The organism is Pseudomonas sp. 3HC3 (assembly GCF_044904505.1).
Classification (GTDB): domain Bacteria; phylum Pseudomonadota; class Gammaproteobacteria; order Pseudomonadales; family Pseudomonadaceae; genus Aquipseudomonas; species Aquipseudomonas putida_Y.
Genome location: NZ_JADDRH010000001.1, coordinates 435,218 through 457,272 on the forward strand (window position 1 = coordinate 435,218; position 22,055 = coordinate 457,272).

Sequence of the window (22,055 nt, forward strand, 5' to 3'; positions counted from 1 at the left end):
GCCAAATGGCCGGCGTTTACAGCATGCTGATCACACCGCCTGCACCGAGCAGCCTTCGGGATCTGAGGCTGGCCATTTCACCGTGATCATTTGCTCGGCCATGGGTAACTCGATGATCACTGACGCCTCAAGGGTGATCGCGTCCGCTTAAAAAGACGCAGACACCATCGCCCTTAATGCTGGAGTCCGGAAGGTGAGCTCCCCGGGCGCTACGGATTTTTCGCCTTGCAAGTGATCGCAAGGAAACCGGCCTGCCTAAAGACAGGCGCTGTAGGTGTAAGAGCGACCTTGTTCGCGATGCGCCGCGCGAACGGCGCTGGATCTATCAGGCGCCACAAATGCCACGACTTGCCAACGGCGATCTATGCTCAGAAAACCGCGCATAGGGAGCCCCGCGTCATGTTCGATTTCCATCGCAAGTCTGATTTGGCAGAAATCCAGCGCAGCCGCCAGGCGTTGGCCGATGCGCAAAGCAAACTGGCTGCTATCAGCCGTTCCATGGCGATGATCGAGTTCGCCCCTGACGGTACTATTCTCGACGCTAACGAGCGCTTCTGCCAGGCCATGGGCTACAGCGCCGACGAGCTGCGAGGTAAGCACCACCGGCTGTTCTGTGAGCCGGACTATGCAAAAAGCGCCGAATACCAGCAACTGTGGCGCGAGTTGGGGCAGGGCAAGGCAATCAGCGGTACGTTCGAGCGCATCGACAAGGCGGGGCGCGAAGTCTGGCTGGAAGCCAGCTACATGCCAGTGCTGGACGAGCAACGGCAAGTCACCAGCGTAATCAAGGTGGCATCTGACATCACCCAGCGGGTGGTGCTGGAGCACGAGAGCGAAAGCCTGCTCAAGGCCATCAGCCGTTCCATGGCGGTGATCGAGTTCACCCCGCAAGGCCGGGTAATCAAGGCCAACCAGAACTTTCTCGACACCATGGGCTACCGCCTCGATGAGGTGGTTGGCCGCCACCACGGGCTGTTCTGCCTGGCGCATGAACGCGAATCGGCCCAGTACCGCGAGTTCTGGGCTTCTCTGAACCGTGGCGAGTACCATTCACACCGCTTCGAACGCGTCAACAAGCAAGGCCAGACCGTTTTCCTGGAGGCCTCCTACAACCCGATCTTCGACAGCAAGGGCCGTCTGTGCAAAGTGGTCAAGTTTGCCAGCGACATCACCCAGCAGGTCTGCACCCAGCAAAGCGCCGCCCATGCCGCCCATGCCAGTTCGGTGCAAACCGATGCCTGCGCGCGCAAAGGTACCGAGGTGGTGCAACAGGCGGTGCAGGTAATCGAGCAGATTTCCCAGGAGCTTAACGACGCAGCGCGCAGCATCGATGCGGTGAACAAGCAGTCGGATGTGATCGGGCAGATTGTGCTGACCATCCGTGGCATTGCCGACCAGACCAACCTGTTGGCCCTTAACGCAGCCATCGAGGCTGCACGTGCCGGCGAGCACGGGCGCGGCTTTGCTGTGGTGGCCGATGAGGTGCGCAACCTGGCCGCGCGAACCAGCAAGGCCACCCTGGAAATTGTCGATGTGGTGCGGCAGAACCACGACCTGTCGCTATTGGCAGTGGCCAGCATGCAATCGAGCCTCAACCGCACCGGTCACGGCGTGGCGCTGGCCAATGAGGCGGGCACGGTGATCATGGAAATCCAGCAAGGCTCACGGCACGTCGTGGATGCCATCAGCCAGATCAGCTCGACGCTGCAATTGCATTGAGCGCCTCGCGCATCTCGTCAAGCAGTGCCTGCAGGCTGACTTGCAGTTGCGCGCGTTGTTCGGCAGTCGGCAGCCCTTGTGCGTGGGCGTGTTCGATAGCTTCACAGTCTTTGACCACGGTGCGCACCCTGATCATTTTGGCGCCACCCTTGATGCGGTGGGCCAAGGCACGCACTGCGTCATCAGGGGCGTCTGTTGCCAAGGCGCGCAGGGCGGCCAGGTCTTCACCGACGCTGATCGACAATTGCTCCAGCAAATGCCGCGTCAACTGTTCGTCGTCCTGGGTCAGGTGGCGCAATTCGGCCAGGTCGAACCCACTATGGCAGGGGGGCGGTGACGGCTGCTGAGGGCGCACCTGGGGCAGATGGGTCTTGAGTGTGCGCAGGCCAATCGGCTTGAACAGGCATTCGTCCATACCACTGGCCAGGCAGCGAGTACGCTCCTCGGCCTGGGCGTTGGCGGTTACCCCAAGAATACGGCCTGCCGGCAGGCCGCGCTCGACCTCCAGGCTGCGAATGCGCCGGGTGAGTTCATGCCCGTCCATGACCGGCATGCTGCAATCGGTAATCACCAGGTCGAAGCGCGCGTCCTGCCAGCGTGCGAGGGCGATTTCGCCATTTTCCGCCAGTGTCACGTGGTGCCCCAGGGTTTGCAGTTGCCGTTCCAGCAATAGCAGGTTGGCCGGGTAGTCGTCGACCACCAGGATATTGAGCGGGCCGCTGCTGCTTTCAGGCGCCGTGAGTTGCTCTTCCGCTTGTGCCGGTGCTGCGCAGACGGGCAACTGCAGGTTGACTTGCACTCGGGTGCCAACGCCCTCGACGCTCTGAAGGCTCAAGGAGCCGCCCATCAGTTCGGCCAGGGTACGGCTGATGACCAACCCCAAGCCAGCCCCTTGACGTGCCCTGGGGCCATCGACCTGAACGAAGGCATTGAACAGCCTGGCCTGGTCGGCGGGGCTGATGCCGATGCCGGTGTCGCGCACATTCAGCTCGATTGCCAGAATGCCGTGGCCGGCAACTTTGGGTAGCAGCAGACATGCCTGCACTTCACCACGGTCGGTGAACTTGATGGCGTTGCTGATCAGGTTGGACAGAATTTGCTTGAGTCGCAATGGGTCAGCCAGCACCCATACCGGCTCTGCAGGCAGCTCGCCCTGCAGATGCAACCCTTTGGCCCGGGCATTGCCTTCGAACACCCGCAGCGTGGCGCGCACCAGTTCGACCAGATTGGTAGGCACCGGCTGCAGGCTGATGTGCCCGGATTCGATACGAGAAATGTCGAGAATATCGCCAATCAGCTCAAGCAGGCCAATGGCTGAATCATGGGCGGTCTGCAGGGTCTGGGAGTCGCTGCGGCCGCTGCGGCTATCTTCCAGGGCCAGTTCCAGCAGACCGATCACGGCATTCATCGGGGTACGGATTTCATGGCTCATGGTGGCCAGGAAGGTGCTTTTGGTCTGGCTGGCCTGTTCGGCATCGTCCTTGGCCTGGCGTAACTGCTCCAGCAGCCCGCGGCTCAGCGCAAGCTGTGCCTGCAGTGCGTGCTGTGCCTCGGTTCGCTGGTTGATCAGCTTGCGCAGGTAGCTGTTCCAGAACACCACCCCGGCCAGCAGCAGGGCCGACAGCACGAGCACCTGCAAGGCCAGGGTGCGGTAGTCGCGCCATGGGCTGTCGCTCACCAGTGTGCTGGTACGCCAGCGGTTGATCAGTTGGTCGAGTTCTTCAGGCGGAATGCTTAGCAGCGCCTTGTCGAGAATGGCCTGCAACTGGGGCTGGTCGGCGGCTACCGCAAAGGCGGCAATGGCCGGGGCGTCGTCGAGCACGCCGGCGATGCGCAAACGTTCCTTGAACACATGGCTGATGTAATAGGTAGCATTGATATGGCTGCTCAGGGCCACGTCGGCAACACCGTTGGCCACGGCCTCCATCTGGGCGAGGGGGTTGTCAACTTCGACCAACTCGGCCTGTGGGTATCGCTGTTGCAAAACGGCCTCCTGTGGTGAACCGCGCACCAAGGCGATGCGCTTGCCATCCAGGTTCTTGGCCTGTGCAGATGATTCGCCGTCGTCGCGGGTGACGAGCACGCGCGGGCTGACCAGGTAGGGGCGGGTGTAGCGCAGTTGCTTCAAGCGGTCGGCGCCATAGCCCAGCGCGCCGATCATCTGTGCTTCGCCGTGGACCAGGCGGTCGATCATGACCTGCGATGAAGCACTCTCGACCGGTTTGAATTGCAGCCCCGTGCGCAATGAGATCTGCTTGAGCAGGTCCAGGGTGATACCGCTAGGGCGGTGCTGAGCATCATTGAACGTCAAAGGTGCCAGCGAGGTATTGACCAGTACGCTGATAGTGGGGTGGGCGGTGATCCAGGATTCTTCTTCTTCGCTCAAGGCAGTGAGGTGGCGCTGCAGCAGCAGGCTGGTGTTACCACTGCTCCAGCGGCGCAGAATGTTCAGACGTTCGCTTTCGCTAATACGTGACAGCGCCTTGTCCACCAGCCGATGCAAGCGCGGGTTGTCGCTGGCGATGGCGAAGGCAAAAGCCTCTGGGGCCAGTTGGGAGAAATGGTCGATTTTCAACGTGCCCTGAAAACTTTTGCCGATCATGTAGTCGGTGCTGATGGCATCGCCCAGATAGGCGTCTGCCTCGCCCAGCACGACGGCAGCGAGCCCGGCCAGGGTCGAGCGGTACAGGCTCAGTTGCGCCTTGGGGTACTGGGTGCGAACGCTGGCGGCCGGCAGGTAGTGATCGACCATCGCCAGGCGCAGGCCGGCAAGGTTGGGCGTGCTTTTCAAGCTGCGCCCCTCGAGGGTGACGATCACTGGCAGGTCGTCGGCATAGGGGGTGCTCAGGCTAAGCTGGGCGTCCGCCGCTTCGAAAGCGTTGGAGCTACCCAGCAAGTCGATACGGCCATCACGCAGGGCAGTGATGGCCTCGTGACGGCTGTCAAAACGGCGTACTTCAATGGGTATGTCAAGCTGTTCGCCGATGATGCCGGCGTAGTCTGCGCTCAACCCCTCATAGTCATGCTGACTCACATTGATTTCGAACGGGGGGTAGTCGGGGCGCGCACTGCCCAGTACCAGGCGTTGGTGTTGTTTCAGCCAGTGGCGATCCTCGCCGGATAACGCCAGCGGGGCAGCGGCACTGATTGAGCGTGCCAGCAGATGGCGTGGCTCGCTGCTGGCCTGCAGCACCATGGAGTTGGCCAGACCTAGAGCCATAAGGACGCTCGCCAGCAGCTGTTTCATGGCAGCCGAGCGCTCAATAGACGCTGTTGCGCTTGGCCAGGTCGACCATTTCCACCAGCGACTCGGTCTTGAGCTTTTCCATGATACGGCCCCGATAGGTGCTGATTGTCTTGGCGCTGAGGTTCATGCAAGTGCCGATGTTCTTGTTGTTTTCGCCGCGTGCGAGGCGCCGCAGCACTTCCATTTCCCGGTTGGAGAGGCTGGCCAGGCGCACAGGCTCGCTCTCCAGCGAGTTGCTGTTGACCGACATTTGCGGAAAGGTCGAATAGCCCTTGATCAGGGCCTTCAGGGCAAACAGCAGGGCCTCGTGGTCCTCTTCCTTGGTGACGAAGGCACCTATCCCGGCATCCAGGCAACGGCGTACATACAGATCGGTGGCCTGGCCGGTCAGCACCATGATCTTCGGTACCGGCTCCAGGCTCTGCAATCGCTTGATGACTTCCATGCCGTCCAGGCCAGGCAGGCCGATGTCGAGGATGACCACGTCCGGGCGCAGTTCGCGGGCTACCTGAGCCACTTCACTGCCATTGCCGACCTCGCCGACGACATGGAAGCGCTCGCGCTCGAGCAGTAGGCGCAAGGACAGCCGGACAATAGGGTGGTCGTCGACGATCAGCACGGTTGTCATGAGGAAAACTCCTGTAGGGATGTGGTCCGCTTCCTGGAACACTCAGGAATACGTCTGCAAGTGGGGTTATCGGAAGCGCTGCACGATACGACCATTCCCGAAGTTTGGTAATGCCGAGTATAGAAGTGTTGAAATCCTCAGTGCTTATTGTTGAAAAATCCTACAAGAAACAGGAAAGACATCACCCTGAAACAGCGGTGATGCCGATTCTTTGCAGTTGCTCAGGCGCAGGCTGCGTGCGGTTTGTGTATACGCAGTGTGGAGGCAGGGTTGTTGGCCAATGCCTGCCCGACCCGCGTCGGGCGGGCTACCAACTGCCCGGTACAGTTCGGGCAGCGGCCTTGGAAGCGGGTATCGGCACAGGTACGGCAGAACGTGCATTCGAAGGAGCAGATCAGGGCGTCGGGGCTGTCACCCGGCAGGTCGGTATCACAACACTCGCAGTTGGGGCGTAACTCCAGCATGGGCATGACTCCTGTTCACAGGCGGGAACCTGGAGTCTGCTACGCCCGAGGCAAGGCTGGCAATGTTCAGTCGCCAGGGCGATACAGGTGGGCATGCCCGGTACGGTACAAGGCCGATTCGGCGAACGGCGTATCCCCCAGTACGTGGCCTACCAGGATCAGCGCCGTGCGCCGGAAATCCTTGGCCGCTACGCGTTCTACGATATCACCGAGGTTGCCGCGCACCCAATCCTGGTCTGGCCAGGTGGCCCGATGCACCACCGCAACCGGGCAGTGCGCGCCATAGTGCGGCACCAACTCATCGACAATGCGCGACAGGTGCTTGACCCCCAGATGAATTGCCAGGGTGCTGCCATGGCGCGCCAGGTCGGCCAACTGCTCACCAGGCGGCATGGGCGAACTGTCGCCATAACGGGTGAGGATCACCGTCTGCGCCACTTGAGGCAAGGTCAGCTCGCAGCCGAGCAGGGCGGCGCTCGCTGCCGTGGCGGTAACGCCGGGGATGATCTGGTAATCGATGCCCAGCGCCTGCAGGTGGCGGATCTGCTCACCGATGGCGCCGTACAGGCTGGGGTCGCCGCTGTGCACCCGGGCCACATCCTGACCTTGTTCGTGCGCGCTGCGCATGGCAGCGATGATCTGTTCCAGATGCAGTTCGGCGCTGTTGATCACGGTTTCGGCCTGGTGGCCTTCGAGCACGGCGGCGGGTACCAGTGAACCGGCATAAATGATCACCGGGCACTGACGAATCAGCCGTTGGCCCTTGACCGTGATCAGCTCCGGGTCGCCGGGGCCGGCACCGATAAAGTAGATGGTCATGCTAAGTCCTGGCAAGAAAGAGGGTACGAAACGTTCAGCAGGCCAGGGCGAGCGTCGCTGGGCCCAGTACCTGGCGCGTCAGCAGCAACCTGGCTGTACCCTGCCTCTGGCTGGCCAGGGCCAGTGCCGCGCTCTCGGCTACGCCCCAGCAGCCGCTGTGCCGGTGGGCAGCGGCGGATCGGTGGCTGAGCAGTGGTTCATAGGGTTGCAGTTGCGCGCCATGGTACAGCACCAAAGGCAAACCTAGGTGCTCTGCCAGTTGCAACAACCCGGGCTCGTCGGCCTTCAGGCTGATGCTTGCGATGCCGCGCAGGTCAGCCAACGCCAGGCCCTGATTGTCCAGGGCCTGGTGCAGCAAGCGTTGCAAGGTATCTGCCGGGCAACCCCGGCGGCAGCCAAAACCGGCGTAGAAGGCAGGCATCAAGCCTGGCTGGAACGGCGGAACAGCCAGGCGCTGAGCAGGCCCAAGGCCAGCCAGAAGGCGGCGTTGGTCAGCCAGGAGGCGACTTTGAACTGGGTTTCCAATGCTTCGGGGGCCAGGCTTTCGTGCACCTCAGGTTGCGGTGCACCGATGACATGAGGCATGACCAGCAGCACGGCGCCCAGTGCCTTCAGCAGCCAGTGGCGGGCGAATACCAGCAAGGCCAGGCCCACGGCTGTGGCACTGGCTGTACCGACCCACCAGGTCTGGCGTTGCCCCAGGTCGGCGGCTGCAGTACCTGGCAGTTCTGGTGGCAAGCCCAGGGTTGGGGCCAGGCAGAACACGGCGAAGCCAGCCAACCCCCACAATGCGCCAGTGGTGGCGCGTTTGGGCTCGCGAAGGCTGTACAGGGCGGCGAGGATCAGGGCGAAGCCGACCGCGACCACCAGGTTGCCGCCTGTAGTGGACAGCACGCGCTGCCAGCCGTCTTCCGGCGACCAGGCTTCGGCGCTGTGTTCATGAGCGGCCACTTCGCTACCGTGTTCGTGGTGTGCGGCCGGGGCCGAGGACTCGTAGGTTTCCGCCTCCAGAATCAGCGGAGCAACCCAGAAGCTTTGCAGCAAGGTCAGCAACAGGGCTGCAAGGAGCCCGCTGAAGCCCGCAGTACGGGCAATGCGCGTGATCATCAGGCGTACTCAGTGGCAGGGGAAGGCGGCGCTGTGGCGGGTGTCGTGGGCGGCGTTGTGCACGGCCTCGATGTGCGAGAACCCGGCAAAGTAGACCAGGCACAGACCCAGCAAGCTGGCACCGACGGCGATGGTTACACGCCGGCTGAGGGTAACGGGGGTAGCAAGGCTGTGTTGTTTGGCGCTGGTGACGGGCATGACGCGATCCTCTGCTTTTTGTGGGCAACGGGCGAGCGCGGCAGCCCCGGACGTGGTCGCCCAAGGGAATGCAACAGCGCCCGCCCACCGCGGGGTGTTCATGAACGTCAGGCCGGTCTCCGGGCTTGCGAGGAAGAGCTGGGCTCCTGGAACGCGTCACCTTCCCATGCCGTACTACAAGGCACAGTGGTACAGACGCTTCACTCGCTTACCGTTGCGGGGGCAGCACCGGCATTGTCCGGCCCTGCAGAAGGGCCTGGGACGCACCGGTTTCCCGTTTCACCCCGTGAGGGGCACCTGAACGCGAGGCATAAGGAGAGCATGGGGCGGGCTTGGCGTCAATGTCATACACAGCGCGAGGCTGTCGAACAGCAGGTACGACAGGCTCAGGCCCGCAGGCAGAAGTGCAGGAACCGGGTGTTCACCCGCGGGCGAATGCCGCCAGCTTGTCGCCATCCAGCCGGTAACGCACCCACTCATCCTGCGCTTCGGCCCCCAGTTTCTGGTAGAAGCCGATCGCTGGCTCGTTCCAGTCCAGCACGCTCCATTCCAGGCGCCCGCAGTTGTTCGCCACCGCTTCGCGGGCAATGTGCTGCAACAACTGTCGGCCGGCGCCATCGCCGCGTTGCTCGGGGGTTACGTACAGGTCTTCCAGATAGATGCCATTGCGCCCGAGCCAGGTCGAGTAGCTGTAGAAGTACACGGCAAAGCCGATTGCACGGCCATCACGCTCGCACATCAGGGCGTGCACAGTGCTGCCTTCGTCGAACAGGCTGTGCTTGATGTCGGCAAGGGTGGCGACTACCTCGTGGCGAGCGCGTTCGTACTCGGCCAGTTCGGTGATGAAGGTGAGGATCTGCTCGGCATCGGTACGCACGGCAGGGCGAATGGTGAGGCTCATGGTGACGGCTTCCTTGGTCCGGATTGTCGATACAGTGATGTGTATCTACGTAATTTAATCAAACTGTACCAGTCGCTGGGAAAGGCGACTCCGGTAGTGTGACAGCACCTATAAAGAAAGTGGAATGCCCGCCATGCTTGCCTCTGCCGACCTGCTGACCGCCTTTGTGCTGTTTGCCTTCGTGTCTTCCATCACGCCAGGCCCCAACAACACCATGTTGCTGGCCTCGGGGGTGAACTTCGGCGTGCGCCGCTCGGTCCCTCATGCCTTGGGTATCAGCTTCGGTTTCATGATGATGGTGCTGGCCGTCGGCCTGGGGCTGGGTGAGGTATTCAAGGCCTGGCCGCCACTTTACACGGTGCTGCGCTACGCTGGCGCCGCCTATCTGCTGTACCTGGCCTGGAAGATCGCCACTTCCGGGCCGGTCGGCACGGCCTCGTCCAGTGCCCGCAAACCGCTGGGCTTCTGGGGGGCAGCGGCGTTCCAGTGGGTCAACCCGAAGGCCTGGGTGATGGCGGTGGGGGCGATTACCACCTACACGCCCGCGCAGGGCTATGTAACCAACGTGATCGTCATTGCGGCCTTGTTCGCTTTGGTCAACCTGCCGAGCGTGGGGGTATGGGTGATGTTCGGCAGCGCCCTGCGCAACCTGTTGCAGCATTCGCGCTGGCTGATGCTGTTCAATGTCGTGATGGCCCTGTTGCTGGTGATTTCACTGTACCCGCTGCTGTTTGTAGAATCAGCGTTTTCCTGACCCCGAGAGTACAGTAAGCCGATGCAGTTGATTCCCTGGTCCCACGAATGCGCCGAAGGTTTCACCCTGCGTGGCTGGCGAACCCCGGCCAGTGGCAAACCGCTGCTGCATTTCCTGCATGGCAACGGCTTCTGTTGCCTGACCTACCAACCGCTGCTGATGCGCCTGGGCGAGCATTTCGACCTCTGGCTATGCGACGTTCAAGGCCATGGCGACAGTGACCATGGCGGGGTGTTTCGCGGCTGGAACCGCACCGCCGCCTTGGCGGTGGAGGCCTTTCAGGGCGGACGTAGCGAGTATGGCGACGTACAGCGGTTTGCCGTAGGCCACAGCTTCGGTGGCGTACTCACTGGGCTGATCCTGGGCAGTGAGCCGCAACTGTTCGCACGTGCCGTGCTGCTCGACCCGGTACTGTTCAGCCGGCGCATGATCGGCGTGATGGGGGCGGCAGCCCTGGTCGGCCTGCATCAGCGCCACGGCCTGGCCCGCAAGGCTGCCAGCCGCCGCAGCCACTGGCCCGATCGCGAGTCGGCGTTGGCCTCGCTGGAAGGGCGCGGCATCTTCAAAGGCTGGACACATGCGGCACTGCAGGCCTATGTCGAGCATGCCATCGGGGATTGTGGCGAGGCTGTGGTGCTCAAGTGCCGGCCCAGCCGTGAAGTGGAAATCTTCAGCTCGTTCCCTAAACGCATGTGGGCCAGCCTGACTGCAATCAGGACGCCGACACGGGTGTTGTATGGCGAAGACACCTATCCCTTTGTGCCACACTCGGTGAATCGCCTGGCGCTGTTAAACCGCAATGTGACCGCACGGCAAGTTCCCGGTGGGCACTGTTTCATGCAGGAAGACCCGGTCATGGCGGCCGAGCAGGTGCTCGGTTTCTTGCAGGGTTGACTGTTCTGCAGGTGGGACGAAGCATGCCATTTTAGTCAGCTACCGCTTGATTGGCATCATTGATAAGGTTATCTCAACCAAGAGAGGAGCCTTCTCATGAAAAAGATTCTGGGTATCCACCGCAGCCCTCACGCCCATTGGGTGGGGGATGGTTTCCCGGTGCGCAGCCTGTTCACTTACGACAACTTGGCCAGCCGGATCAGCCCGTTCCTGCTGCTGGACTACGCCGGCCCGCATGATTTCGCCCCGACCCAGGCACGACGCGGTGTAGGCCAGCATCCGCATCGCGGCTTCGAGACGGTGACCATCGTCTACCAGGGTGAACTGGAGCACCGTGACTCTACCGGTGCTGGCGGCTTGATCGGCCCTGGTGACGTGCAGTGGATGACGGCTGCCAACGGCATCATCCATGAAGAGTTTCATTCCCCTGGCTTCGCCCGCAGTGGTGGCACATTGGAAATGGTCCAGCTGTGGGTGAACCTGCCGGCGCGGGACAAGCGTGCAGCGGCCGGCTACCAGACGCTGCTGGCCGGCGACATTCCGGTGCTAGCGCTGGACGGTGATGCCGGGAGCTTACGGGTGATTGCCGGTGACTACCATGGGCACCAGGGGCCGGCGCGGACCTTCACGGCGATGGATGTGTGGGATTTGCGGCTCAACGTCGGCGCGACCCTGCAGTTGCCGGTTGCTGCCGGTCGCAATGCGGCGCTGGTGGTGTTGCGTGGTAACGTTCGAATCAATAGCGAGCGCGAAGCAGGCCCGTCCAGCCTGGTGCTGCTCGACCGGGAGGGTGTAGACGTAGCCGTCGAGGCGCTGGACGGCGCCAGTGTGCTGCTGCTCAGCGGTGAGCCAATCGATGAGCCGATTGTCGGCTACGGCCCGTTCGTGATGAACAGTCAGGCGGAGATTGCCGAGTCGTTTGATGATTTCCATGCCGGGCGGTTTGGGCAGATGCAGGATGAGAGGGGAGGTGCCGCGCACTGATCCTGTTGATTGGGTGGCCTGCCCCGGCCCTTTCACTGGCAGGCCATCTCCCCAGCGACCCGGCTGGATCCTGGCCAATGCGTTGTCGTCCGAGACCACTCGTCGTCAAGTCTGCAATTGCATTCGAACCTACGGCGCACGCAGAGAATCTTCCACTAAGGTGCTAAAGGATTCCTCGCAAGCTCATTGCCCGGGCGCATGGACAGCTGGCCGAGCATGCGCAATATCAATTGGCGCCCCGCCCGACATAGGCGTACTTCCATACAACAGGCCATCCCACAGAGAGGGTCGTAACATGTCGTTGATAGGCGTTTCCATGCTAGAGATGCGGCAACTGATCGAGCAGGCCTGCTTGCCAGATCGCTGTGAAGTGAGTTGCCCGGACGGCGCCAACCTGACCATCCGCCTGGGCCAGGGCCAGGATCTCGATCAAGGCGTGACCCTCAGTGGGGTCGCCCTGCAAGATCTCAACAGTTGTCGTGATCTGGTCAACCTGGTGGAGCAGCTGCATGCGCTGCGTGACAGCCACCCGGCGTCACTCAAGGCCATTGCCTGAGCGCACCTGTCGTGCCCGGGTCAGCTCAGGCTGGTCCGGGCTCTTGCATTCTGGCTGCTGAATAGAGCGCGCAGGTATCAGCCCTGGCAGCCATCAGCGCCGCCCGGGTTGCCGCTGTTGGGCTTATTGCAGTTCCAGCAGCAGGTTCAGGCCACCGTCGCCGCACTTACACTTGTCACGGACCACGCCATGGTAACTCCGTCCATCCCAGATGAAGGCCACACTGTGAGCGCGGTCGATCTTGTCGGGCAATGGGGGGCAAATGTGCAAGCGCAGCCCTGGGAGGCCTTGCAGGTTGAGGGCGGCCAGCTGGCATTGGCATTCTACACTTTGCGCCACGGGGCCGAACAGGGTGTCGCGTACGTAATCGAGCTGCAGCGAGGCATTGGGGGCGCGGCCAGGCATCTTCATCGGTACATGGCTCCGCTGCAACGGCTCGAAGAACCAGGCGGGTTTGGCATGGCAGGCTCCAGACAAAAGTAGGCGGCTTATCATTCGAAGCTTGCCTGGCCAAGATGTTCAATGTGTTTCATGTGGGTTCATCTTGTTCTGCGCTGGGCGGCAGAGGACTGACCCTGTTCAGGCACCTGCCTTGCGCAAGGTCAGGTTGATCCGCCGTTCGCCCAGGCGCGGATGGACACCGGGCTTGATCGGTAGCACGCCGTGAAAGCGCAAGCGGTCTTCGCCGCCCCAGACCAGCACATCGCCGTGGCTCAGTGCAATGCGCTGAGCCTTGTCGGCACGCTGCAGGCCGCCAAACAGGAACACCGCAGGTAAACCCAGCGACACCGACACGATCGGTTGGCCGAAATCCTGCTCGTCGCGGTCCTGGTGCAGGCTCAGGCGTGTGCCTGGCAGGTAATGGTTGACCAGGCAGGCATCCGGCACGAAACCGTCAAACCCGGCCATGGCTGCCGCGCGGGAGGCCAACGCGAGCAGAACCGGGGGCAGGGTGGGCCAGGGCTGGCCACTGAGTGGGTCGTTGGGGCTGTATCGGTAGCCGTGTTGATCACTCACCCACCCCAACGTACCGCAGTTGGTCAGCCCTACTGCCATGCGCAGGCCTCCGGGGGTGTACATGTGCCGGAACGGCGCGGCACGCAACACCGGACGCAGGGCATCGAGCAGCGCCTCGGTTTCGGCCAGGGCGAAGCCAGGCAGCAGCACGGTATGGCTGGCCAGGCGTTGCGGCTGGGGGCCGAACAGGTCGAGGTCGGACTGGATCATGCTGCTGCACATCTTCGATCGGTTTGCCATTGTACCTCGACAGATACAATCCAAGGGCTTGCACGTGCTGACCGGATCGAAAGCTTGCAGAGGGCGGGACAACAGAAAAAGGAACCGCGGCACCAGGGAGAGGAGCACCGCGGTTCAAGGGGGAGCGGTTTACTGCTGGGTCACAGTGGCCAGGTTCGCGTTGCCCAGCTGGGTGATGGTGGCGGATTGGGCGACACCGCTCTGGTCGACGAACGCCATGTTGCCTTGGCCTCCCTGGGTCACGTAGGCGACGTTGATGTTGTCAGTCTGTTTGATGGTGGCTTCGTTGCCGCTTCCGTAAAGTTGGTTGGTGTAGCTCTGGTTGCTATAGCCGGACTGGTCGAGGGTGATGGTATTGCCGGTGCCCTGGCTGCTGCCGTAGGCATAGTTGTCGGTACCACGCTGGTCGGCGATCAGAATGTTGTCAGTGCCGTTCTGTTCGAAGTACAGCTCGTTGCTGACGTCATCCTGCTTGGTCGACATCTGGTTGCCTTTACCTGTCTGGGTCAGCGTGGCCAGCTGGTCAGCGCCCTTCTGGGTCAGATTGACGCCGTTGCCATTGCCGGTCTGGTTGATGGTGGCGTTCTGGTTGGTACCGAACTGGCCTCCCATCTTGGCGCCTTTCCAGTTACTGGCGGTGATGCTGTTGCCATTGCCTTGGGTGTTGATGGTGAGGTTGAGGTTTTCACCATTCTGATAGGTGAAATGCAGGTTGTTGTTGCCGGTCTGGGTGATGGTGGTGTTTGAATTGTTGGTTTCGAACTGGTCCGACCAACTGGCGTTGGCATTGCCTTGCTGCGACAGGCTGACCTTGTTGCTGACGCCGAAGCTCTGGTCGATATAGCCTTCGTTCAGCTGGCCGGTCTGGACCACGGAGGCCTGGCTACCCACCTGTGTGTCCTGCCACACTTCCACCGAGTTGCCACCCCCGTATTGACCAATGGCAATGGTGCCACCGGTGCCGTCACGCTGGTCGCCATAGGCCCAGTTGTCGTGGCCATCCTGGTAGATCTGGATATCGCCATCGACATGGTTCAGGTGTTCGGTGGTGGCGTAGTTGTCATGGCCGGTCTGGTTGACGGTGCTGCGATTGTTGCTGCCACCGAAGGTCTGCTCGATGAACGCCTCATTGCGCTGGCCGGATTGCCAGCTGGTGGCTTTGCTGCCTTCCTGGCTGTCCTGCCACACGGTGGATCTATTGCCGACGCCTTGCTGGGTTTGCAGCGACTCGTTGTTCGACCCTATCGACTGGCTGGCGAAGGCATCGTTGTAGCTGCCTGCGGCCTGCTGGGTGATCTGGCTGCCGTTCTCGAACAGTTGCTCAGCGTAGCCGGCGTTGTACTGGCCGGTGGCGCTCTGCTGAATATCGCTGGTGCTTTCGGCCTGCACGGCGAGGTGGTTGTGCCCCTTGCCAGTCTGGGTCTGGGTGGCCGAGGCGAAGGATGCCTGGCTCTGAGAGACTTCGGCGATGTTTTCCTTGCCGTCCTGGGTCTGGGACGAGGTGCTGTCAGCAGCCATGGCCTGACCTGCGAGGGCCAGGACGATAGCGGCACTTAACGGAGCGAGCTTGTACATGTGGTGCCTCCAGGTCTATCGGTATTGGGTGATCTGAACATGCTGGCCATTGCCAGCCTGGGTCACGGAGCTGTTGAGCCCCGAGCCGGACTGCACGATGCTGGCGCTGTTGTCGTTGCCGATCTGCTCGATGGCGGCGCTGTTGCTGCTGCCGCTCTGGCGAATCGACGCGCTGTTGCCATTTCCCTGTTGGCTGATGATGGCCATCAGGTCACTGCCTTCCTGCAAGATGTACGCTTCCTGAGCACCGCCAGACTGGACGATACGGCCCAGCAGGGCCTGACCGTTCTGGTCGAGGGCGGCGCGGTTGCCTGACCCTTGTTGCTCGATCACCGCAGCCTGGCCGGCACCAGCCGGCAGCAGGCGGATGATCACTGGTTCGCCGAGGTCGTTGCCGGGTGCGAGGTCGGCATTGTCCATCAGGTCCTCTGCCCAGCAGGCCTGGCCTACCAGGGCCAGGCAGAGCAACAGGGAGTACAGCCGTTTCATCGAAGCCTCCGGCTTTTACTGCACGATGACGTTGACGGTGCGCGTGGTGCCTTGGCTGGTGGTGATCGTCGCCGTTGGTGCCGCAGTCGGGATGATCGTGGTGCTATTGCTGACCACCAGGCGCCAGCGCCCGGTCAGCGCTACCGTGGTCGTACCCAAGGTCTGGACACCGGTAGTAGTGGTTACCTGCACGGTCACGGTATTGCCGGTAGTCACCGACGAGGTGCCACTGATGTCCCAGTTGTAACGGTTGTTGGAGCGCGCCGTTACTGTGGCTGTCGTGACGGCGAAGGTTTCAGCGGCAGGCCGAGGCGACACGTTGACGGTGACCGTACCTGGGGTGGACAGCCCCCCCAGCGAGTCACGAGCCTGGTAGGTGAAGGTGGTGGTGAAGGCTGTGGTTACAGTGGCCGGTGGGGTATAGGTTACGGTCGTGCCGTCGGTGCTGACCGTGCCGCGGCCGGCGGCCGGCTGGGTGATGTTGGTCACGCTCAGCGGCACGTTGCCTTCTGGGTCGGTGTCATTGGCCAGCACGTTGATGGTCAATGGCACGCCCAGGGTGGCGACGGTCTCCGGGTTGGCAGTCGGTGCCTGGTTAGGCGCGACGTTGATGGTGACCGTGGCCGGTTCCGACTTCAGGCCCTTGGCATCCATCGCCCGGTAGCTGAAGGTGGCTACCAGCGGTTGTGTGGCCCCGCTCGGCGGCGTGTAGGTCACCGAGGTGGTGCCGTTCATCACTACGCCGCCAAGGCCGGTCCCGGGTTGGGTCAGGTCGCTGATGGTCAGCGGCACGTTGCCATCCGGGTCGCTGTCGTTCAGCAGCAGGTTGAGTGTGATCGGTACACCGACACTGGTGTTGCCGACATCGGCCTGGGCCAGCGGTGGCTGGTTGGCGGCCTCGACCGGGGCGTTGCCGACCACGATCACCGGCTCCACATCACTACCGCCGCGGGCAGACTTGACCGTGACGGTGGCGGGCGGTTGCGCCAGGTCGTTGACCGTGATGCTTTGCAGCGTGCCCGATTTCGACATGCGGCCGTAGCCTTGGGCGAGCAGGTCGGGGACCGCTACTTCGTCGCTGGAGCTGGCCTCGATCAACAGGCGTTTGTTGGCCCAGTCATAGCGTGCGGTGCTGACTTTGACCACGTCGCTCAGCTTGCTCGAGAGCGCAGTCGGCTGGGTGCCGCCGACTGCGTTGCTGGCGGTGACAACCACCACCTCTGGTGGCGCCGACTGGTTGAACTGCTGGCTGAAGAACAAACCGTTGTTGTCCGAAGTCAGGGTGAACTGACAAGGCGAAGGCGGCGTGCCGATCAGTGCCAGGCCATTGCGCATACACAGGCTGGCCTCACTCGGGGCCTTGGCGAACACTTCCACGCGGGTGCCGCTGCCGTTGCGCGAGTACGTGGCGCGCTCCAGGGTGACCGGGGTTTGTGCCCGCTGGTCCAGCACCTTGCCAGACACTGTGAACGTGTTGGTCTGAATGGTCCCAGCGGGCCCTTCGATGCGCACGAAGTTGGTATTGAAGGGGCTACCGGTTACCGCTTCGGTGATATTGGGGTCGCCGATGTAGGTTTCGGTGGTACCAGTGTCAGGGTTGACCTCTGTATACGGCCCGCCAACCCCCTTCAGCCAAGGGCCGATCGCACCCTCTAGCGCCCCCTGGAAGTTGCCCGGAGCGCCAATGCCTATGTCCCGGGTGATGTTGATCGCGCGACGTCCTGCCGTGGTGACGTTGACCGTCTCCACCCCGTAAGGGTGCGTGATGGTGTAGGTGCCGGTGCGTGGGACCGAAGCACGGATACGGATGCGCGCGAAACTTTGCTGATCACCGTCTACCGGGTTCTCAGCAGCGAAGGCTGCTTCTAAACCGGCAACGTAGACCTCCAGCTCATAACCGCTGTTACCTACTTGTGGTATCGAGGTTTCGGCCAGGAACCAGAACATCTCCGGTGGCCAGTTATCTGGAAATACCAGCGGCAGGGCATCGTCATAGACACCGGGCTCGGGCAACAAGGTGCACATGTAGGCCGGCGCCCCTGGCGCGCCTGGCGCACGGGTGCTGGTGGCACGTGACTGGCACAGCTCCAGGGATTGGTCGAGGCTGTCCTTGTACCACATCGGATAGCCACCTGTGGCGAAGGTGTAGGGCCCCGGGTCGACATCAGACAGCGCGGCGAATGCGGCGCTGGTAACGGTAAGAGAGAAACCGGCGGCCAACAGCGCACGGCGCGACCAAGTGTTCATGCTGCCTCCTTGAAGGCTGAGCCTTTGTCTGTTCATGGCACCAGCACCACGTCTTCGGTGTCGCTGCCACCGTTGGCGCTGGTGACCTGCACCTTGGCCGGCGGAATGGGCGAGAGGGTCATGCTCAACGTCTTCACGGCGCCGGTACCGCCCAGGTTGCCGATCAACGTGCCGTTGCCGGTATGTGCGGTAAGTACTGGAGGTGTGGTTTCGTCACTGGTGCTGGCCACCAGGGTCAGCTCGCCAGTGGACAGGCGGTACTGGGCCTGCGTGATGGTGACCAGGTCGGTCAGTGGCAGGTCAGTGGTGGCCACGCTGCTGGTCGGGACGGCCACGCTGTTGTCAGCGGACAGTGTGACGATGGTTCCGGCCGCCGGGTTGAGGGCTGACTGGCCGTACCAGGCGCCAGTGCCATCGGCTTCGGTAAGGTTCAGGTTGGGTGTTTGACTGGTCAGGGTGACAGTTGCCGGAGGTGGCGGGGCCATTACGAAGATGTCTTGCTGGGCGATCAGGTCGCCGTTCTCGGTATGGCGTGAGTAAGTGCTGCGTTGTGGCATCAGCGGGGTTGGCAGGGCCACTTCGGAAAGCTTGCCCGACACAGCGAACACCTCGGTGCGCAGGTCGATGCCACCAGGGCCTTCGATGCGTACGTAGTTGGTGTTGAATGGGCTGCCGGTGACCTGCTCTTCCAGGTTCGGGTCGCCGATGAAGCGCTCGTTGCCTTCGGTGTAGGGGCCGTTGACACTGCGCAGGAACGGCCCGACATCGCCCTTGAGTGCGCCGGTGAAGTCGCCTGCGCCGGCGATGCCGATGTCGCGGGTCATGTTGATCGCCCGGCGCCCTGCGGCGGGTACATCGAACACTTCGACCCCATAGGGGTGGGTGACTACGTAGGTGCCTGCAGTGGGTACGTCGACCCGGATACGGACCCGAGCGAAGCTGACCTGGTCACCCTCGACGGGTTCTCCTGCTGCGAATGCCGCTTCGATCGCCGTGCCGTAGCTGAGGTCGATGCCACGGGCGGCGTCGACGATTGCAGCATCGGCAGTGAACCAGAACGCTTCGTCAGGGAAGTTGGTGGGGAAGTCGATGGGTTGGGTATCGTCGAACACACCGGGCGTGGGCAGCAGCGTGCACATGTATGACGGTGCGCCGGGCGCGCCGGCGACCCGGGAGCTGACCGCCTTGGTCAGGCACAGGTCGAGGGTACGACCGTGGCTGTCCTGGTACCAGGCGGGGAAGCCGCCGTTGGCAGGAACGTAAGCGCCTGGGTCGACAGCGTTCAAGGCGGCCTGCGCCGGGAGCTGGAGCATGCCGGCGAAAATCGCCACTGCCAGCGGGTGGGGTATCGGTCGGTGCATGAGTCAATTCCTCCTGCAAACGGGCCCATGGACTTGGGGCGTCTGGGAGGAGATCGGCAAGAGCTGTGCCAATATCTGAAAGTTGCGCTGCAGGCCTTGGGAGGCAAGGGGCGAGCCTATCCGCGGGGGATTTTGCAAGCCGCTGGCGGTGGGCAGCGTTCCCCCAAGGTTGGGGATTGGGGGCCGGTAATTTCAACCCGGTTTTCGATGCAGAGCCGAGTTCTGAATTCAGTCAGGATCAGGCAGTAGGCGCGGCCGGTTATTCTTGCGATCTGCAACCGCGTGCTTTGCGTGACTTTTTCTCATGGCTGTTCTGACCACGCCTGCAAGTGCTGCGGCGCAGCATCAGCTATGACCGGGCTATGTTCAGCCGCCTGCAGTGCGATGCGTCCATAGAAGAGCAATGCAGTTGCCCAGGTTGTAAGCCAGACAAAGATTCCGGCCCAGAACGTATGAGACATATAGTGCCAGCCCTGTAATACTCGGGTAGTGCCATACACGAATCCGATCAGCAGGATGGCAACCAGTAACTTGCGAGCATGCGCCCACCGGTGGCGCAGGGCCACGAAATACAGCGCCAACAGCGTAAACCCGCTGGACGCATGGCCGCCCGGCCAGCAACGGCCATCGCCGGGCTTGCTCCATAAAGAGAAGTTTTCGAACCATTCGACCCGGGCTTGCGAACCGCCATACAGTGTGGTTTCCACAGGGCAATACACGCTGGTATGGCTTTTCAGGTAGTGAATCACGGTGGTGCTCAGTGCGAACGCTACCACCACGAACAACAGGTCGCGCCGATATTGGGTGGTAAAGCGCAGCACCGGTGCAATACGGACCTTTTCCAGTACCCGGGCAAGGCCCAGTTGTGGGTGGCTGGCCAGGCGCGGCCAGATGAACGAGAGCAAGCTGCCTATGACGGCCAGTTCACCTGTCCAGTCCGGCAGGATGCGTGGCCATTTGTGGGTGACTTTCTCGAATAACGGGTTGTGCAGCAGCGGGAACTGGCCAGTGGCCGGGTCAAGCAGCAGGTTGCTGATCCAGCGATCTAAGTCTGTGAGGTCGAAGGCCATGAACACAATGGCGGCCAGCAATAGCGGCAGCAGCAGGTTGTTGCGGTAGAAGGTGGCGCGGGAGGGCATGTTCAGAGTTCCTTGGCATCAATGAGTGTGTGCCATTCACTGGCCGCCATTTGGCCCAGCACCTTCGTCTTGCCATCGTTGCCACGCGTGATGAACAGGGCGCCGGCATAACTGTTCGATGTTGCGCTAGCAGGTGCTTTGAGCGCCTGCTCCAGTTGTTCCATGCAGCCGCTGTGGCTGACCAGCACGAGGTTGTGGCCACTTCGCTTGAGGGCAAAGGCCTTTTCGGCAAAGTGGCCGTCACATTGATTAAGCCAGTCTTGTGTGGCAATGGTTTTACCGAACATGGCTTGTGCGGTCTGCCGGGTTCGCACCTCTGGGCTGGTCCAGACATCAGCCTCGCCCAGGCCAAGGTGTTGCAACCCGAGGCCTACATCGGTGGCCGCCTGCCTGCCCGCGACGGTGATGCCGCTGGGGTCATTCAGGCACGCATCACTGGAGCGGTCGCAGCGTTCGGCATGGCGCAGTACGACAATCACCGAGCCTTTTGCCCAATCGGTATACAGCCCACTGTGCTGCAGGTGATGGGGATTGCCCAGGTTGGGGATGGCCGCGCGCTGCTGAGCCCAGGCTGCCGCTGCGCCGAGCAATAGCAGCAGGCACAACACCACCCATTGCGCTGCGCCCCAAGGCCATCGGTATATCGGCCCAAGCCGTGAAGCGGGGGAGTCGTCGATCACGTCGTGCAGCATGTTTGCCACTCCAGTCAGTCTGCTCCATGCGAGAGCGTCGGCACTGTAGGCAGTGGAATGTCGGCAGAGGGTGAGGCGGGTGTGAAAAAAGCCTTGCGCTGATGGGCGTGCGGTGGAGGTCAAGCCGGGTGAGAGGGTAAAAATGAAACCGGTTTCAAAACATTTCTGAACGCGCTAGATTATTCGGCTGTCTTCTTGATGGCCTATCAAGATCACCTCTTTATTGAAAATCAGATGGCGCTTATCAAGGCCACCCCAAAGCCGATGAGGATTCGCAATGCCTGAGCATGCCCCAGACAACCCGCGCAGGGATTTTCTGCGCAAGACCTTGACCCTGATCCCTGTCGTTACAGTGGCCAGTACAGGGCTTGGCGTGGGCGCCAGCCAACTGCTTGCGGCCCCGCAACCGCATCAGCAACCGAAAGTGCCGGCCACGCCGCCTGCGGGCAACTATCAACCGACATTCTTCAGCGCCGAAGAATGGGCTTTTTTACAAGCTGCCGTTTCCCGCATCATCCCGGCCGATGAGCTTGGCCCAGGGGCACTCGAAGCGGGCGCCGCCGAATTTATCGACAGGCAAATGAACACCCCCTACGCGACTGGCGCACAGTGGTACATGCAAGGGCCGTTCAACGCCGACGCCCCGCCCGAGCTGGGCTATCAGCTGCAGCTCAGCCCGCAACAAATCTACCGCCTGGGCATCGCTGCCGTGGACAGCTGGTGCAAGGCCAATGGCGGACAGGTTTTTGCTGCGCAAGATAGCGCTACCCAGGACCGCATTCTCAGTACGTTGGAGGCAGGAGAGGTGGTTTTCGAAACCGTTCCGGCCAAGGTGTTCTTCAGCCTGCTGGTGCAAAACACGCGCGAAGGGTTCTTCTGCGACCCGATTCATGGCGGCAACAAAGGCATGGTCGGCTGGACCCAGATCGGCTTCCCCGGCGCCCGCGCCGACTTCATGGACTGGGTCGAGCGCAACGAGCCTTACCCGTTCCCGGCTGTATCGATCCGTGGTGAGAGGGCCTGA

At 62.1% G+C, this 22,055-nt stretch carries 21 protein-coding genes, 2 pseudogenes and 1 riboswitch; of the genes and pseudogenes, 7 read left to right on the forward strand and 16 right to left on the reverse strand.

Annotated features, from left to right (window positions below; genetic code table 11):
• Positions 1-504 precede the first annotated feature (504 nt).
• Together INQ47_RS02130 and INQ47_RS02135 are read left to right on the forward strand one after the other, a co-directional pair.
• Positions 505-1,182, forward strand: a pseudogene (locus INQ47_RS02130) (PAS domain-containing protein); the annotation flags it as partial.
• A gap of 117 nt (positions 1,183-1,299) precedes the next feature.
• Positions 1,300-1,719, forward strand: a pseudogene (locus INQ47_RS02135) (methyl-accepting chemotaxis protein); the annotation flags it as partial.
• Here the strand turns inward: INQ47_RS02135 and INQ47_RS02140 are convergent.
• From INQ47_RS02140 to INQ47_RS02175, 8 genes are all read right to left on the reverse strand, one after another.
• Positions 1,694-4,966, reverse strand: coding sequence for a transporter substrate-binding domain-containing protein (locus tag INQ47_RS02140; RefSeq protein ID WP_404700944.1), 3,273 nt, complete (start codon positions 4,964-4,966; stop codon positions 1,694-1,696). The pseudogene INQ47_RS02135 and the gene INQ47_RS02140 overlap by 26 nt on opposite strands.
• Before the next feature lie 13 nt (positions 4,967-4,979).
• The gene (locus INQ47_RS02145) at positions 4,980-5,594 is read right to left on the reverse strand and encodes a response regulator (protein WP_404700945.1); all 615 of its coding nucleotides are present in this window, start codon (positions 5,592-5,594) and stop codon (positions 4,980-4,982) included.
• 221 nt (positions 5,595-5,815) lie between these two features.
• Entirely contained in the window at positions 5,816-6,058 is a 243-nt protein-coding gene (locus tag INQ47_RS02150) for a DUF1272 domain-containing protein (RefSeq protein ID WP_252460068.1), read from the reverse strand.
• Between the two features lie 66 nt (positions 6,059-6,124).
• On the reverse strand, positions 6,125-6,877 hold the full coding sequence (cobM, locus tag INQ47_RS02155) for a precorrin-4 C(11)-methyltransferase (RefSeq protein ID WP_404700946.1): 753 nt from the start codon (positions 6,875-6,877) through the stop codon (positions 6,125-6,127).
• Between the two features lie 34 nt (positions 6,878-6,911).
• The gene (locus INQ47_RS02160; RefSeq protein WP_404700947.1) at positions 6,912-7,298 is read right to left on the reverse strand and encodes a cobalamin biosynthesis protein; all 387 of its coding nucleotides are present in this window, start codon (positions 7,296-7,298) and stop codon (positions 6,912-6,914) included.
• The gene (locus tag INQ47_RS02165) at positions 7,298-7,984 is read right to left on the reverse strand and encodes a CbtA family protein (protein ID WP_404700948.1); all 687 of its coding nucleotides are present in this window, start codon (positions 7,982-7,984) and stop codon (positions 7,298-7,300) included. Before INQ47_RS02165 ends, INQ47_RS02160 begins: the two co-directional genes overlap by 1 nt.
• 9 nt (positions 7,985-7,993) lie before the next feature.
• Positions 7,994-8,182 carry a CbtB domain-containing protein gene (locus INQ47_RS02170; RefSeq protein ID WP_021783823.1) on the reverse strand — a complete coding sequence of 63 codons (189 nt, stop codon included), beginning with the start codon at positions 8,180-8,182 and terminating at the stop codon, positions 7,994-7,996.
• Positions 8,183-8,274: 92 nt separating this feature from the next.
• Positions 8,275-8,498: riboswitch (cobalamin riboswitch) on the reverse strand.
• Between the two features lie 105 nt (positions 8,499-8,603).
• Positions 8,604-9,083: a GNAT family N-acetyltransferase gene (locus tag INQ47_RS02175; protein WP_404700949.1), complete on the reverse strand. Its 480-nt coding sequence runs from the start codon at positions 9,081-9,083 to the stop codon at positions 8,604-8,606.
• 124 nt (positions 9,084-9,207) lie between these two features.
• Between INQ47_RS02175 and INQ47_RS02180 the strand changes: the two genes are divergently transcribed.
• The 4 genes from INQ47_RS02180 (at position 9,208) to INQ47_RS02195 (ending at position 12,271) form a co-directional block, all read left to right on the forward strand.
• Positions 9,208-9,837 (forward strand): LysE family translocator, encoded by a 630-nt coding sequence (locus INQ47_RS02180; protein WP_252460063.1) that lies wholly within the window; start codon positions 9,208-9,210, stop codon positions 9,835-9,837.
• A 21-nt stretch (positions 9,838-9,858) separates the two neighbouring features.
• A complete protein-coding gene (locus tag INQ47_RS02185; protein WP_404700950.1) occupies positions 9,859-10,731 on the forward strand; it encodes an alpha/beta fold hydrolase in 873 nt (290 codons plus the stop codon).
• Between the two features lie 96 nt (positions 10,732-10,827).
• Positions 10,828-11,715 (forward strand): pirin family protein, encoded by an 888-nt coding sequence (locus tag INQ47_RS02190; RefSeq protein WP_404700951.1) that lies wholly within the window; start codon positions 10,828-10,830, stop codon positions 11,713-11,715.
• A gap of 295 nt (positions 11,716-12,010) precedes the next feature.
• The gene (locus INQ47_RS02195) at positions 12,011-12,271 is read left to right on the forward strand and encodes a DUF1652 domain-containing protein (protein WP_252460058.1); all 261 of its coding nucleotides are present in this window, start codon (positions 12,011-12,013) and stop codon (positions 12,269-12,271) included.
• Between the two features lie 123 nt (positions 12,272-12,394).
• Here INQ47_RS02195 and INQ47_RS02200 read toward each other — a convergent pair whose 3' ends face one another.
• From INQ47_RS02200 to INQ47_RS02235, 8 genes are all read right to left on the reverse strand, one after another.
• Positions 12,395-12,682 carry a hypothetical protein gene (locus INQ47_RS02200; RefSeq protein ID WP_404701226.1) on the reverse strand — a complete coding sequence of 96 codons (288 nt, stop codon included), beginning with the start codon at positions 12,680-12,682 and terminating at the stop codon, positions 12,395-12,397.
• A 168-nt stretch (positions 12,683-12,850) separates the two neighbouring features.
• Positions 12,851-13,498 (reverse strand): DNA oxidative demethylase AlkB, encoded by a 648-nt coding sequence (alkB, locus tag INQ47_RS02205; protein ID WP_404700952.1) that lies wholly within the window; start codon positions 13,496-13,498, stop codon positions 12,851-12,853.
• 159 nt (positions 13,499-13,657) lie between these two features.
• Positions 13,658-15,103: a curlin gene (locus INQ47_RS02210; RefSeq protein WP_404700953.1), complete on the reverse strand. Its 1,446-nt coding sequence runs from the start codon at positions 15,101-15,103 to the stop codon at positions 13,658-13,660.
• A gap of 15 nt (positions 15,104-15,118) precedes the next feature.
• A complete protein-coding gene (locus INQ47_RS02215) occupies positions 15,119-15,592 on the reverse strand; it encodes a curlin (RefSeq protein WP_021783814.1) in 474 nt (157 codons plus the stop codon).
• Positions 15,593-15,607: 15 nt separating this feature from the next.
• A complete protein-coding gene (locus tag INQ47_RS02220) occupies positions 15,608-17,839 on the reverse strand; it encodes an Ig-like domain-containing protein (RefSeq protein WP_404700954.1) in 2,232 nt (743 codons plus the stop codon).
• A gap of 32 nt (positions 17,840-17,871) precedes the next feature.
• Positions 17,872-19,200, reverse strand: a complete 1,329-nt coding sequence (locus tag INQ47_RS02225) for a hypothetical protein (protein WP_404700955.1) — start codon at positions 19,198-19,200, stop codon at positions 17,872-17,874.
• A gap of 302 nt (positions 19,201-19,502) precedes the next feature.
• Entirely contained in the window at positions 19,503-20,339 is an 837-nt protein-coding gene (locus INQ47_RS02230; protein WP_404700956.1) for a phosphatase PAP2 family protein, read from the reverse strand.
• A 2-nt stretch (positions 20,340-20,341) separates the two neighbouring features.
• On the reverse strand, positions 20,342-21,031 hold the full coding sequence (locus INQ47_RS02235) for a histidine phosphatase family protein (RefSeq protein ID WP_404700957.1): 690 nt from the start codon (positions 21,029-21,031) through the stop codon (positions 20,342-20,344).
• A gap of 277 nt (positions 21,032-21,308) precedes the next feature.
• Here INQ47_RS02235 and INQ47_RS02240 point away from each other — a divergent pair, with 277 nt between their 5' ends.
• Positions 21,309-22,055, forward strand: coding sequence for a gluconate 2-dehydrogenase subunit 3 family protein (locus INQ47_RS02240; protein WP_404700958.1), 747 nt, complete (start codon positions 21,309-21,311; stop codon positions 22,053-22,055).